Source organism: Acinetobacter sp. BY419 (assembly GCF_019038395.1).
Taxonomy (GTDB): Bacteria; Pseudomonadota; Gammaproteobacteria; order Pseudomonadales; family Moraxellaceae; genus Acinetobacter.
In genome coordinates this window covers 1-14308 of record NZ_JAGFXZ010000028.1, presented here as the reverse complement: position 1 = coordinate 14308, position 14308 = coordinate 1, and the positions used below count along the sequence as shown (strand labels likewise).

Annotated in this window: 13 protein-coding genes and 1 pseudogene; 8 read left to right on the top strand and 6 right to left on the bottom strand. The window is 42.4% G+C overall.

The window, feature by feature from the left end; all coding sequences use genetic code 11:
- Window positions 1-159 precede the first annotated feature (159 nt).
- On the top strand, window positions 160-1941 hold the full coding sequence (locus KUG37_RS11240; RefSeq protein ID WP_216937262.1) for an acyl-CoA dehydrogenase C-terminal domain-containing protein: 1782 nt from the start codon (window positions 160-162) through the stop codon (window positions 1939-1941).
- A 62-nt stretch (window positions 1942-2003) separates the two neighbouring features.
- Here the strand turns inward: KUG37_RS11240 and KUG37_RS11235 are convergent, their stop codons facing one another.
- Window positions 2004-2210, bottom strand: coding sequence for a hypothetical protein (locus KUG37_RS11235; RefSeq protein ID WP_216937265.1), 207 nt, complete (start codon window positions 2208-2210; stop codon window positions 2004-2006).
- Between the two features lie 175 nt (window positions 2211-2385).
- On the opposite strand from KUG37_RS11235, the gene KUG37_RS11230 reads away from it, so the two are divergent.
- Entirely contained in the window at window positions 2386-2883 is a 498-nt protein-coding gene (locus KUG37_RS11230; RefSeq protein WP_216937267.1) for a phosphate-starvation-inducible protein PsiE, read from the top strand.
- 170 nt (window positions 2884-3053) lie between these two features.
- Here KUG37_RS11230 and KUG37_RS11225 read toward each other — a convergent pair whose 3' ends face one another.
- Window positions 3054-3503 (bottom strand): RcnB family protein, encoded by a 450-nt coding sequence (locus KUG37_RS11225; protein ID WP_216937270.1) that lies wholly within the window; start codon window positions 3501-3503, stop codon window positions 3054-3056.
- Between the two features lie 179 nt (window positions 3504-3682).
- Between KUG37_RS11225 and KUG37_RS11220 the strand changes: the two genes are divergently transcribed.
- Window positions 3683-4141 (top strand): hypothetical protein, encoded by a 459-nt coding sequence (locus KUG37_RS11220; protein ID WP_216937272.1) that lies wholly within the window; start codon window positions 3683-3685, stop codon window positions 4139-4141.
- A gap of 83 nt (window positions 4142-4224) precedes the next feature.
- On the opposite strand, the gene KUG37_RS11215 is transcribed toward KUG37_RS11220, so the two are convergent.
- The gene (locus KUG37_RS11215; RefSeq protein WP_216937274.1) at window positions 4225-5688 is read right to left on the bottom strand and encodes a phospholipase D-like domain-containing protein; all 1464 of its coding nucleotides are present in this window, start codon (window positions 5686-5688) and stop codon (window positions 4225-4227) included.
- Between the two features lie 105 nt (window positions 5689-5793).
- Complete coding sequence (gene znuD, locus KUG37_RS11210; protein ID WP_216937276.1) at window positions 5794-7926, bottom strand: zinc piracy TonB-dependent receptor ZnuD; 2133 nt, start codon at window positions 7924-7926, stop codon at window positions 5794-5796.
- Between the two features lie 140 nt (window positions 7927-8066).
- Here znuD and KUG37_RS11205 point away from each other — a divergent pair, with 140 nt between their 5' ends.
- The 4 genes from KUG37_RS11205 to KUG37_RS11190 all read left to right on the top strand — a co-directional run bounded on the left by KUG37_RS11205 (window position 8067) and on the right by KUG37_RS11190 (window position 12003).
- Complete coding sequence (locus tag KUG37_RS11205; protein ID WP_216940439.1) at window positions 8067-8831, top strand: DUF4184 family protein; 765 nt, start codon at window positions 8067-8069, stop codon at window positions 8829-8831.
- Between the two features lie 160 nt (window positions 8832-8991).
- Entirely contained in the window at window positions 8992-10776 is a 1785-nt protein-coding gene (gene aspS / locus KUG37_RS11200; RefSeq protein ID WP_216937280.1) for an aspartate--tRNA ligase, read from the top strand.
- A gap of 114 nt (window positions 10777-10890) precedes the next feature.
- The gene (locus KUG37_RS11195; RefSeq protein ID WP_216937282.1) at window positions 10891-11112 is read left to right on the top strand and encodes a hypothetical protein; all 222 of its coding nucleotides are present in this window, start codon (window positions 10891-10893) and stop codon (window positions 11110-11112) included.
- Between the two features lie 18 nt (window positions 11113-11130).
- A complete protein-coding gene (locus KUG37_RS11190) occupies window positions 11131-12003 on the top strand; it encodes a lysophospholipid acyltransferase family protein (RefSeq protein WP_216937284.1) in 873 nt (290 codons plus the stop codon).
- A gap of 23 nt (window positions 12004-12026) precedes the next feature.
- Here the strand turns inward: KUG37_RS11190 and KUG37_RS11185 are convergent, their stop codons facing one another.
- Window positions 12027-12992: a glycosyltransferase gene (locus tag KUG37_RS11185; protein WP_216940437.1), complete on the bottom strand. Its 966-nt coding sequence runs from the start codon at window positions 12990-12992 to the stop codon at window positions 12027-12029.
- Between the two features lie 660 nt (window positions 12993-13652).
- On the opposite strand from KUG37_RS11185, the gene KUG37_RS11180 reads away from it, so the two are divergent.
- Window positions 13653-14243: a hypothetical protein gene (locus KUG37_RS11180; protein WP_216938490.1), complete on the top strand. Its 591-nt coding sequence runs from the start codon at window positions 13653-13655 to the stop codon at window positions 14241-14243.
- On the opposite strand, the pseudogene KUG37_RS11175 reads toward KUG37_RS11180, so the two are convergent.
- Window positions 14202-14308, bottom strand: a pseudogene (locus KUG37_RS11175) (IS5/IS1182 family transposase); the annotation flags it as partial. The gene KUG37_RS11180 and the pseudogene KUG37_RS11175 overlap by 42 nt on opposite strands.

Here is a 14308-nt window from a genome sequence, read left to right as displayed (position 1 = left end):
AGACTAAGCGCATCACAGAAAAAGGACGGTCAATGAACAGGCAGTCCTTTTTCTTTATAAAGAGTTACAGAATTAACCTTTAGTCGTCTAACATTCAGATTTTGAGTCATTTAGACTGAGTAAAACCCATTTAATCAAACAATAAACAGGTGACACACTATGCCAATTTATAACGCGCCACTTGCCGATATGAAATTCATCCTGAACGATGTCTTCAATGCAGAACAATTCTGGCAGGCCAATGAAAATTTAGCGCATCTGGATGCTGCAACCGCAGAAGCAATTCTTGAGGAAATGGCAAAATTTTCACAAAATGTCACGCTTCCCCTGAACCGTACAGGTGATGAAGAAGGCGCAAAATATGAAAATGGCAATGTGACCACACCTGCGGGCTTTAAAGAAGCCTTCAAACAATATGCTGAAGGCGGCTGGATTGGCCTGGGCGCAGATATGGAATGGGGCGGCCAGGAAATGCCGAAAATGCTGACCGTACTTTCTGATGAAATGCTGTTTGCAACCAACCCGTCTTTCATGCTGTATCCGCTACTTTCTGTCGGTGCAGGTATGGCACTCAACAGCTATGCATCACAAGCACAAAAAGAAACCTATTTACCTAAAATTTATTCAGGTGAATGGTCAGGCACGATGTGCTTAACCGAACCACATGCGGGTACTGATCTGGGTATTATCAAGACCAAAGCTGAACGCAATGAAGACGGCAGCTATAGCATTACCGGTACCAAGATTTTCATTACCGGTGGTGATCACGACCTGGCGGAAAATATCATCCACCTGGTTTTGGCAAAAACACCCGATGCACCTGCTGGCTCACGCGGTATTTCTTTATTCATCGTACCGAAATTCCTGGTAAATGAAGACGGTTCTCTAGGGGAGCGCAACCCGGTTAGCCCAGGCTCAATCGAACACAAGATGGGCATCAAGGCATCAGCAACCTGTGTGATGAACTTTGACGGTGCTAAAGGCTACCTGGTCGGCAAAGAAAATGAAGGCCTGGCTGCAATGTTCGTCATGATGAACTACGAACGTCTGTCCATGGGTATCCAAGGCTTAGGTGCTTCTGAATTTGCTTATCAAAACGCTGCACAATACGCGACAGACCGTTTACAGGGTCGTAGCGCGACTGGTGTTCAATCACCAGACAAACCTGCAGACAGCATTCTGGTTCATGGCGATGTGCGCCGTATGCTGCTGAATGTACGTGCCAACAATGAAGCTTCGCGTGCATTTGCGGTGTATGTGGGTCAACAGCTGGATATCACCAAGTTCTCTACCGATCCAGAAGCTGTGAAAAAAGCCAATGACCGCGTGGCCTTGCTGACACCAATCGCAAAAGCTTATTTAACCGATACTGCATTTCAGGCAACATTGGATGCACAAATGGTCTTCGGTGGTCATGGCTATATCCGCGAATGGGGCGTGGAGCAATGTATCCGTGACCTGCGTATTTCCCAGATTTATGAAGGCACCAACGGCATACAGTCACAAGACTTGATCGGTCGTAAAACCATTAAATGTGGCGGTGAATATATCTCTGAATATATCTCTGAAATCCGTGACTTTGCCAATAGCTTGGATGCAGACCTGAACTTCATCAAAGATGCCACACTGGATGCAGCGACTGAAGTGGAATCGGTGACTCAATACATTCTGGAAGCAGCAAGAGAAAGTCATGACTTCCCGAACTCGACCGCAGTCGACTATCTGCACGCTGTAGGTCTGTTGAGCTTCTCTTATATGTTCGCGCGCATTGCGAATGCAGCAAAAAATAAAGAGGGTGAGTTCTATCAAAATAAACTCGCTTTGGCACATTATTTTGTGCAACGTATTCTGCCTGAACTGGCATTACGCATTACTAAAGTGAAATCAGGTTCTGACGTAATCATGAATTTCTCTGAAGAGTATTTTACCACCCAAGCCTAAGCTCAGAAAACTGCAATAAAAAACGCCTGCATCAGCAGGCGTTTTTTATAAAGATGTAAAAATCAAACTTTCTGAATCAGTAATGTATCTGGTTGATTATTGCTTTTCGGATTGAGATGTTTATTCACAATTCTGATATTCCCCTCTGACTCTAAAGACTCGCAGAGTTCCACCACCTTTTGCATATCTTCAGCCTTAATGCCTACGCCGAGGATTAACTTTTTTCCGGCTTCTAATTGGCTAATTTTTGTTTGAATTTTATCTAACACTTTTTTTCTCCTATTTATTCAATGTACCACTTATACAATATAGCAATTTAGTCTAAAAAAAGCGCAAAAGTTCAAATAATTTAATCTTTATTTTTCATTCAATCATTCTGTGCATGATCTTTGCACGCTATTCTCTCAGTATCTTTTATATCATATGAAAAATCAGGAGGATAATATGTCAAAATCCCGTTTGAAAGTTGAAAAATTTGAAGCCCTCCTCGATCGTCTTGGTAATCTCGCTGTAGAAAGCTTTCATTATATTGCGCTGTTTATTATTGGCTGTATGGTGATCTGGTCCGCCGGCCATACCGTCATCGATATTCTGACCGTCAAACAGTTCGCCACCATTGATGACATTCTTCTGCTGTTTATTTATCTGGAACTTGGCGCCATGGTCGGGATCTACTTTAAAACCAATCATATGCCGGTACGCTTCCTGATTTATATCGCCATTACCGCATTGACCCGTTTACTGATCGCGGATATTCAACACACCCATAAAGCCAGTATGGATCTGGTCATTATTACCGGTTCGATTCTGATTCTGGCTTTTGCGATACTCGTGGTGCGCTATGCCTCATGGACCTATCCATCCGTGATCCGTGACAAACACAGTGAAAAGCCATTGCCACTTGGTAAAACGCCACGTCCAGAAGATGACGAATTGGCCTAATACTTTTTTATGAGGGAATTAAAATCCCCTCTCCATCCAGGAGATGAGCAGCACTGCTGCGCAAGGGAGATGTTTTTTAAAAATAGTCGCTCAAGGATGAGATTATTAGTTCATTTAACTTTCTCTCTTGAATCCTCTATGGTTGGCCCTTTTCATAAAAAAAACTCAAATTAACGATTCGGTACCAGCACATAACGTCCATTCTCATAGATCCAGTAGCTTCCACGCGGTGGTGCAGGTAAACCCAGACGCTGCCAGTCACTAATAATGGTATATCTTGAACTTTCAATTCGGGCTACATTCGGATCACCATTGACCCAGCTATAACTATTAGAATTTTGATAAATGGTGGTCGGCGCCTGATACTGAATATTTAGGCCACTTTGACTCTGCGCAGGCGGATAACCCCAATGTGGTGGTCGTTGCGGATGTGGACGTGGTGGTACTGGACGTTGCGGATAATGCTGTCGTGGTGGATCATAGGATCGTGGTGCGCTGCGATAATTTGGTGTGGATCGGTCTACACCACTATAACCGATCCAGGCATTACCAGCCATGCTCTGTGCAGAAGCTCCCAATAGCAATGCAGTGAATATTGCACTCGATAATACTATTTTCATTTGAGCTTCCTCCCAATAGATTGCTTATATTTTATACAAAATAGATGCAAAAAATATGGATAAGCTCGCTGGAGCTGCAATTTTTTGTAAAGTGCTTAGGCATTTTCAATCTGACGGGCGCACCGGCAGGCTGCTGCTTTATGCTAAAATTGCTTTTTTAATGTTTCGAGTTGAATACCGTGGCTGATTTAAATTTCGATCGTTTATATGAATTTTTTTCTAAAGTGCCGAGTGTTCAGAAAGAACGGATTGATAGCTATGGCTCAAATGGCAAACATGCATGGTGGTTTAAATTTCAGATCAATGTAGATCATCCGCTGGCTTGGCAAACCGTGCAAGAGCTAGGTCATGTTCTGAATTATATTTCTAAAAATGAACGTCTTCCGACTCAGTTCCTTCCCGTATCCCCACCACCGTATATGAATGGTGTCGCCAAAGATTTCCTGTCCTGGGTGATCCAGTGCAATCATGCAGATTTCCCACCCGATGTGGTCTGTGACTGGCTAGAAGCGCGTCTACCCAATCCGGTCGATGATGAAACCCAATGGAAAATTAAAACCGATATTTCTGAACTGGATCAATTAACAGATAAAGAGCTGGATCAGCTGGTTCCGCCAAATCCAGAGCCAAAAAGCTGATAATAAAAAATCTCCCTAAATCCCTCTTTTTCAAAGAGGGACTTTCCTCCCTTTTAAAAAGGGAGGTTAGGTGGGATTTAAAATCAAAACGTCGACCAGCCACTCCATTCCATAAAACGATATAACCAATATTTAAAGAACGAGTTTTCTGCATAGTGCCTATAGTCTACGCTCATTGAGCGACCATTCAGATTTGACCATGCCCCCTCAAAATATTGCTGGGCCTCCCTGAAGACTTCGGCCTGAGGCTGACCAAGTACACGCATATCGGTTTCCAGATTATAGTTTTTCAGATTCCGTGCGGTGAAATTGGCCGAGCCCAAAATCATTTCAGCTTGCTGGGCATTGCGCTTTATTAGCATTTTGCTATGACATTGCTCACCCTGAGTATGACACCAACGCACAGCAATACCTGCTTTATGCAGTTCCGAAGCCACCTGGCGGTTTGGAATCCCGTTCTTCTCACGGCCAAAAGCGTCTTTATTTGGATCAAGCAAAACCCGAACCTTGACACCGCGATCATGGGCCGCAATCAGGCTTTTGACAATCTTGCGCTCAGACAGATAAAACATGGCCAGATCAATCTGATCATTGGCTTTAGCAGTCTGGATCAGGTTTAGAATCGCATCATAAATGGCTTTTTCTGTAAGGACCTGCACCTGTGGCTGGGTATTTTCTGCCTGAAAATCACCAGCAACAATGGCTGGCATATTGGCTTGTGACATCATGCCGACAGACTGTTCAGTTTTCAGAATATCTACTGCTGTGGTACCCCAGACCAATAAGCCGATATTGGAATGCCTTGAGCTACCATCATGCGGGTTCATGGACGTCACCAGTGCTTTCCAGCCCTGATCGGTATCCACCACCAAAGTTTTGCGATGATTGGCCTTAAAGTTAAATAAATCAAAATAACTGCGCAGGGTAATTTTTTCTGGCCCAAATGGATTTGGCAACCAGCCTTTTTCCGGATTATTGCCCATGCCCTGGCAACATAAATACCAGAAACCTGACCAACCCGGATTGGAAGCCCGCAAGGGGATCAGATTGGTTTCAATGACATCTATGCCATGCTGACGCAATTCCCGATACTGCTCAGACTTGATCCCGCCATAAACCGAATTAATGGGATCGGTAATAAACTTGATTTCCACCTCAGGCTGCACCAGACGTTTACTGATCAAAGCATCAGTCAGCTGTTGACTCAATGCCTGATGCTCCTGTTTCGATGTCCCGGTTTGCTGATTAAATAAAAACATATCCAGCACAATCAGTGAATTGGCCTCTTCAATCATTTTCAGCATTTCATTAAAAATGCGATGATCTAGATGCTGTTTTCCTTCGGCATCCAGATAGGTCTGATCGGCCAGAAATTTGACTTCGGCATGACGCAGCTTGCCAGTGTAATTCAAGCCTTCCGGCAAAGGCTTATAAGTATGATACATGGCAGATGCCAGATAGCTGACAGCCAGCAGACTGATGGTTAACGCCACATAACGGCGAGTCGACCAGTTCAGTTTATTGTGAATTCGTTGAAAGATACGCATAAGAAAAAACCTAACCCAATATGTTCAGGCTAGGTTTTATCTGATGATTTTTCAAGTAGATTTCAGTGATCTCTATTTGATTTGGTCTGTTATTTCATGAATGCTTTAGAAATCATACTGCAGGCCGATAGTAAAGTTGCGGCCCACCTGCGGAATATTCGACAGGAATGAAGTATGTGAATAGACCTGATCATCGAGTAGGTTATTGGCTTTGAAATAAACCCGGTAAGCATTGTGATCTGCAATGCTATTGGCATAGCTTAAACCAACATTAACCATGTTGTAGCCCTGGGTTTCATCTTCATAGCTGGCGATCTTGTCCTGATTAAAGACATGATAATACTCAGCCAGAGCTGACCAGCCATCGGCAAAGTCTGCTTCCACTTTGGTACCTAAACGACCTGCGGGTACACGCGGTGCATTTTCGCTCTCGATCTTGCCGCGCACATAATCCCCAAAGACACTGATTTTATACATATCATTGATCTGATAACCGGCTTGAGCCTCTGTACCATAGAATCTTGCTTTGTCCTGGGTATACTGGACACCACGCAAATTACCTTTCTGCGCTATCGTTTCGCCATATATATAATCATCGAACCAGTTGTGATACACATGCACATGGTAATCCAGCTGATCGCCTTCATAATGCAGACCCAATTCAAGATTATTTGATGTTTCTTTATCGAGATCAGGGTTACCTATTTCATAAGTATTGGTCGCAAAATGCAGACCATCAGCATACAGTTCTTGGGCTAAAGGTAAACGCTGCTGATGTGATCCCACCACAGAAAGCTTGTAGTCCGACGCAAATTCCCAATTGGCTGCAGCAGATGCAGATACGCCAGTGCCTGAATAATCTTTCTGCTCCGAATCCACTTTCACTTTTTGATGTTCAACACGTGCGCCCAACTCGACATGCACATCGCCGAACTGTTTATGTTCCAAAGCAAATAAGCTGTATTTCCGGGTTTTGGTATCTGCCATTAATACATCATGATTATGGCCAGCATAGTCAACATGCTCATGCCCTTCATCATCATGCTCGTCATGGCCATGTGATTCTGGAGCGGATAAATTAATTTTCTGCTGTGAAAGCTGGGTTCCAATCACCCCCTCCCAGCCTGCAACTGGCACGTGCACCAGTTCTAAACGAGCATCATAGCCCTTACTTTTAAAGTTACTGATCACTTCGCTTTCTTCAAGCTCATCATGTTCATAGTCGGTAAAGCTGGCATGGGCACGTAATTTCTCAAAACCGGCAAAGGGTTGTTCCAGCTCAGTCCGCACCTCATAACGCTCAGATTTCAAATCTACCCAAGGTCCAGCTGTTTCTTCATGATCGTGCTCAGCTTCACTTGGTTTTGGGCAGTGAAAATGATCTCCATGGATTTCACAGCCATGATATTCATGACTATGCCCCGGCAAGCCATACTGATCCTGACGGTTGCTATAAGACAATCCGACAAAACCTCGATCATGAATCCATGAACCGCCAATATTTACCGTTTGCCCTTCAGCAAAGGTATTGCCCACACGGCGCTCTTTATGAATGTGTACGTGATCTCCATGAGGCTCTTCGACTACATAATCCGGGGCAATATAATCATTGGCCTTACGCTTTGCACCTTCTACGCGTAGGGCAAAATTTTCACCAACTGCGGCAGTTACGCCTGCACTTGCCAATTTCTCGTCACTACCGGTGTTATAGCGCAGACCCACTGTACCTTCCAGACCATCTTCCGGCATTTGCATCGGGATTTTCTGATCGGTGACATTCACCAGACCACCGACTGTGCCGGCGCCATAAAGCAACGTAGATGGACCGCGAATCACTTCGACCTGCTTGGCTAGAATCGGATCAACGGTGACAGCATGGTCAGGAGATAAAGTGGACACATCCGCTGTTTCAGAAGCATGCTGCAATACTTTTACGCGTGGCCCATCCTGACCACGAATAACGGGACGGCTGGCTCCGCTACCAAACTGATTGGAATACACGCCCAGTTCATCTGCCAAGGCGTCACCAATGGTCGTAGCCCGCTCAGACAGAGCTTTCTGATCCACCACATGATCTGCAACCGCAAAATCTGCCGCTGTTTGCACCAATGGATGAGCTTGTACCTGAATGGTGTTCAGGGTCTGTACCGGGATTGAAGATAAAGGTTGTTCTGCAAATACTGCAGGTGCTGTTACAGCAAAAATTGAGAGTGTTATTAGATTCTTAGGAAAGGACATGACCGAAGCTCAGATTCAGTATTTTTGATGGATGTTATAATATAACATTTCATTATTTTTGCAATCCTTTACGATAATTAGCTGAATATTTTATTAAACTGTCTTTTGAATATTTTTTATTACCTTAAAACATTATTTTTATGCCCTTTACCTTGTCGCATGCTGTGCTTGCTCCACCCATTTCACGTTTAAGCGGAAACCGCCTTCCTATTGCTGCACTGGCGATTGGCTGTATGGTGCCCGATTTATATCGTCTCTTTACTTCGGGTAATTCAAATATTACGCATTTATGGTCCTCGCTGATTCACCCAGACCTGTGGATTGGACTGGGTTTTTGCATGATCTGGTATGGTTTGTATCGCCCGGCCATTTACCATTTTATCGGCATTCAGCACGAGTTAAATATTTACAGTATCATTTCAGCATTAAAGTTTTCCTTGGCAGTTTGTCTGGCGCTGATCATCGGCACAGCAAGCCATTTAATCTGGGATGGATTAACTCATGTCGACTTTCGTACTTTTGCCTTTCATGATTTTTTAGCGCAACAGGTTCAGTTATTTGGACAAAGTTATCCCTTGCATCGGATTTTACAGATCGGTACTTCAGTGCTCGCCTTGCCTTTTATGCTGTGGATGAGCGTACATTACTATAAAAAGCATTATCAATATCTGGCAGTCAGTCTCAAAATCAAAGCATTTGCCTGGGGCTTATTGCTGCTTTCTATATTGACCGGCCTATTTTCTGTCTGGGATTATGCGCGCTATATCTCTACAGACGTCTGGCAATCAGATCTCTACTATTTTACTGGCCGCTCGATCAATGAATTTAGCCAGGGCTTTCTGATCACCTTCAGTCTGGGCTGTTTATTGTTTTTATTTTTAGACAGAGGTCGCAGGATGGGTTAAACAAAGTACTGGCTTAGCCTATTCACTTTAAAATAATATTGTTTTTGACCCAGGTTCTTGTGACAACATGCCCAAAGAGGCATAATCTTAGCTTTACTCAAAGCGGTACGCTGTTTACGTATTCGCTGACCTTAACCCATATAGTTGGATTTCTAACGCTATGATGCGAACTCATTACTGCGGTTCTTTAACCGAAGCTCAAATTGACCAAACCGTAACATTATGCGGTTGGGTACACCGTCGCCGTGACCACGGTGGTGTAATCTTCCTTGACATGCGTGACCGTGATGGTCTTGTTCAAGTGGTTATTGACCCAGATACTCCTGAAGCATTCGCAACTGCTGATAAAGTACGTTCAGAATTTGTATTAAAAATTACAGGCCGTGTACGTCGCCGTTATGCAGGCACAGAAAATGCCAATATGGTGAGCGGTCAAATCGAAGTCTTGGGTAAAGAAATCGAAGTTCTTGCTGCGTCAGAAACTCCGCCATTCCCATTAAATGACGAAAATACCAATATTTCTGAAGAAATTCGTTTGAAATACCGTTTTCTGGACGTCCGTCGTCCTGAAATGCTAGATCGTTTACGCTTCCGTTCTAAGTTGACTAACCTGATTCGTAACTACTTCGAAGAGAATGGTTTCCTGGACGTTGAAACTCCGATCTTGACCCGTGCAACGCCTGAAGGTGCGCGTGACTATCTAGTTCCAAGCCGTGTTTCTAACGGTAGCTTCTACGCACTGCCACAATCTCCACAGCTGTTCAAACAGTTGTTGATGGTGGGCGGTATTGACCGTTACTACCAAATCGCTAAATGTTTCCGTGATGAAGACTTACGTGCTGACCGTCAGCCTGAATTCACGCAAATCGACGTTGAAACATCGTTCATGAGTGACGATGACATTATGGATTTGATGGAAACATTAACGATCAAGATGTTCAAAGAACTTCTGGACGTTCAATTCGAAAAATTCCCGCGTATGACCTATGCAGATGCAATGCGTGACTATGCCTCTGACAAACCTGACTTACGTATTCCTTTGAAACTGGTTGACGTTGCAGACATGATGCAAGACGTTGAGTTCAAGGTATTTGCTGGTCCTGCTAAAGATCCTAAAGGTCGTATTGTTGCGCTTCGTGTACCGGGTGCAGGTTCACTTCCACGTAGCCAGATTGATGAATACACGAAATTCGTGGGCATCTATGGCGCGAAAGGTTTGGCTTATATCAAAGTCAACGAGCTTGAAAAAGGCATCGAAGGTCTTCAATCTCCAATCGTGAAGTTCATCGAGCCAATCGTGCTGGATCTGTTGAAACGTGTTGGTGCTGAAAATGGCGATATCGTATTCTTCGGTGCGGACAAAGCCAAAATCGTAAACGATGCGATGGGGGCTTTACGTATTAAAGTCGGTCACGACATGAAGATGGCAACTTGCGAGTGGGCGCCACTTTGGGTGGTTGACTTCCCAATGTTTGAAGAAACTGATGACGGTAAATGGACCTCTGTTCACCACCCATTCACGCTGCCTAAATCAAGTGTTGAAGAAGTGAAGAACAATCCGGGTGCTGCGTTGTCTGTTGCTTACGATATGGTATTGAATGGTACTGAAATCGGTGGTGGTTCACTGCGTATCTTCAACCTGGAAATGCAAAAAACAATCTTTGAAGCGCTTGGTATTTCTGAAGAAGAAGCAGAAGAGAAATTCAGCTTCCTGTTAAATGCCTTACGTTATGGCGCGCCTCCGCATGGTGGTTTAGCCTTCGGTCTTGACCGTCTGGTAATGTTGATGACCGGTGCATCTTCGATTCGTGACGTGATTGCATTCCCGAAAACCAAAACAGCTGAATGTCCATTGACTCAAGCACCAGCACCCGTTGAATCAAACCAACTGCGTGACCTTGGTATTCGCTTACGTGAAAAACCAAAAGCTGAATCTCAAGAATAATTCTTGAAGTTTTAAGTGAAAAAGCCCTGCCTCGCGCAGGGCTTTTTTATAAGATTGAGTCGCATCTGGAACAGTGGCATAATAGCCATAGTTTTTAATCTAAGGTAATTAGCAATGGCTATGCGTCCTGCAGTTCTTAATCGCAGCATTATGCTTATTGTATTTTCAGTGGTTCAATGGCTGTTCATGCGCTATATCCTTGCCAACAATCTGTTCAATCTCGATACCAATGAACGTATTGTATATTTTTGCCTGAGTAGTATTTTAGGTGCCCTGCTGATTTTTGTGGGTTTGATTTATATGGTACTGAAGGGCAATCCGGATAAAGACCTATAATCTGACTGTCAGGATCGCATGTACACCCTACTCAAAAATTTCTCCAAGCTTCCATTAAGATTCATTCAAAATCTTGCGCAACTGGCTGGATCTTTTCTGTATCTCAGCCATTCTTCTGCACGCCGGGTGTCTGAGATTAATCTGGCATCTGCCTATCCGGAACTGTCTGAAGCTGAACGGGCTGATTTGACCAAACGGAGTCTTAAAAGTCAGTGCATGACTTATGCGGAGTCGGTCAAGATTTGGGGTTCATCTCCTGAATACGCGCTGTCTTTAATTCGAGATGTGCATGGCGAAGATATTTTCCTGCAGGCTTTGCAAAATCCTCATGGTTGTTTGGCCGTGGTGCCACATTTTGGCACTTGGGAGCTGTTGAATGTCTGGTTGAATCAGCACACCTCTCCTGTGATTATGTATAAACCTAGCAAGAATGAAGATATAGATCGTTTTATGCTAGAAGCCAGACAACGTCTAAATGCGACACTGGTTCCGACAGACGATTCTGGTGTGCGTGCTGTGTTTAAGCATCTTAAGCAAGGCGGGTTTTCTGCAATTTTACCGGATCATGTCCCGAAAGAGTCTGGTGGAATCTATTCTTATTTTTATGGCCAAAATGCGCTGTCCTCAACCTTGCTTTCCAAGCTGGCAGCTAAAACACAATGCTCAGTCGTAGGTTTAAGCTGTCTCAGACGTCATGATTTATCCGGCTATGATATTGTGGTGACCCAACTTTCTGACGATATTTTGTCGAAAGATTTACAGCTTTCTGTAGATACTTTAAATAAAGAAATGGAGCGCATGATTAATGTCGCGCCAGAACAGTATTTGTGGGGTTACAAGAGATTCAGACGTTTAGCAGGCGGTGTTAATCTTTATAAACTGACTCATTAAAATTTTACCGTATGGGATAATTGTCAGAAGATAGACCGTCGCAAACTGAGCCAGTTTTTATACCAGTAAAACAGTTTTGGATGTTGTAACATCAGTCGCTTTTCCCAGTTCAAATGCTGTAATTTATCCTGTAAATAATCCAGATCGTGATTGATACGATGTAAAAATTTGCTGTAGATATCAAAACCCAGTTTAAGGTTCCGTTCAAATAGGGCCAAAATAAGGTGCTCATACAATATTTGGAAATAGGGATTTTCCAGCTTGTCTCTATACAGGCTTAAGCCATATTCCAGACTCTTGATATGTTCCGGCTTAATTTCACCATTGGTAATACTGTCTGCCCTGTACCGATACCTGAATAAGGGCTCGGCAATTTCATAAATAATGAGGCCTTTACGATACAGGAATGGAATCGACAGCATGTCTTCGTATACATGACCTGGTGGAAACTGAAAGTCCTTTAAAAGCTTACGGTTATACACTCTTAGCCATGTATACCAATAGTTTTTAAGAAACACACGTTTTAAATAATCTGTATCGGCATAAACCAGGCCTGTCTGGTCAGCCAGCACCAGCGGTTTAGTCCCATACTGTTTATTTTCCATCAGTGCATTAAAGTGAATTAATTCCACCTCTGGTGCCTGCCTAATGACCTCTAAAATACGCGCTACAAAATGAGGCTCAACATAATCATCAGAATCCAGATATGCAATATACAGCCCCCTAGCCACCGCATAACCATTATTACGTGCCATGCTAAGCCCCTGATTTTTCTGATGTATAATACGGATATTGGCCTGAGATGAATGGGTAGCAAGATAGGCTTTCAAAATTTCTATTGAACGGTCTTTACAGCCATCATCGACAACAATGCATTCGACCTCTGAACTCAGCTGCGGTAATAATGATGTAATACAAGCTTCAATATAGTCCTCTACTCCATATACAGGAATAATAATAGATAACACATAAGGATAGCTTGAACTCATTTTTTTTCTTCACTCAAATTTAAGTAAGCCTTTATAATTGCTTTTATCAGAAATTTTTCTTCTTACTGAAGTATTTTTGTTCCAACGGGGGCTTTAAATGTAAGCATCCCTGTACAGATGTAGCTAACTATATAATCAATACGTCGGCATCATGTAAAGGAGCCAGACTTCTTGCAGTTAATACATCCTTTCAGTCGGATGGACATTGGTACTAATGACTATCTTATTTAATGCCAAGGCATGTAAAATAGCAATACTACAAGCCTTCGAAATCGATAGACACCATCATGACCTGCACATGCTAATGATAAAGCCGCTGAAAATCATGTGATATCTGGTTATTTAGCACTTTTGAAAACAAAAACGGTCTATATTCATCAAATGCCATCTAAAAAATGAATGTTCAGTAATTAAGCTAAGTTGCATCAGACGCAGCGCTTTGGCAGGCCATGATATTATGGTAATCCAACTTTCTGACGCTATTTTATCGAAAGATTTACATTTACCTCTCAATACATTAAAAATAGAGCAAATGATCAATATCGCTTCAGAGCAGTATCTATAGAGATATGATCAGTTTAGAAACTTACAAGATATATTAAAGAATCTTAGTCACTAAGATCATCAATAAATTTCTACTTAATACATTTACAGAGTCTAATGAAAAAAGAATTTAATCAATATCATATATTATTTATAGTTGATCACCTTAAAGGTGGTGGTGCAGAAAAAATTCTTCTCGATACTGCTATAAATTTTAAAAAGATTGGTCATCAAGTTACGGTTGTACCATTAAATCATCATGATATTAAAATGGATATTCCCAAAGATCTTAACTTTATACAAGAAAATTTTGATCAGAGTATTTATTCAGGTAAATTACTCAGAAAACGAGAAACACTAACATCCGATATAGAAAAGATTAATACAATAATCTCAGATATACAGCCAGATCTCATCATTTTATCGCATGCATTTGCATTCTGTCTTTCTGATTTTATCACTGGAAATGTATGGTTATGGATACATGGAGAGATTTTCAAATCATCTAGAAAAAAGACCAATAATCCTTTCAGATGGTACAAAGAATACCGAAGATCTTATTTAGATAAGAAATACTTTATTAAACTTTTTAATGGAAAAAATATTATTACTGTTAATCAAGACTTGGAAAAAGATTATAAGCATTTATTAGACTTCTTTCATAAATCATTTTTTACTCAGTTCCAGGTTATAGATACCAGCAATTAAATTGAATCTCAAACCGAGTCTTTTGCCTCTATTTCGATAACGCTCAGCAAGGATCTTGAACGTTT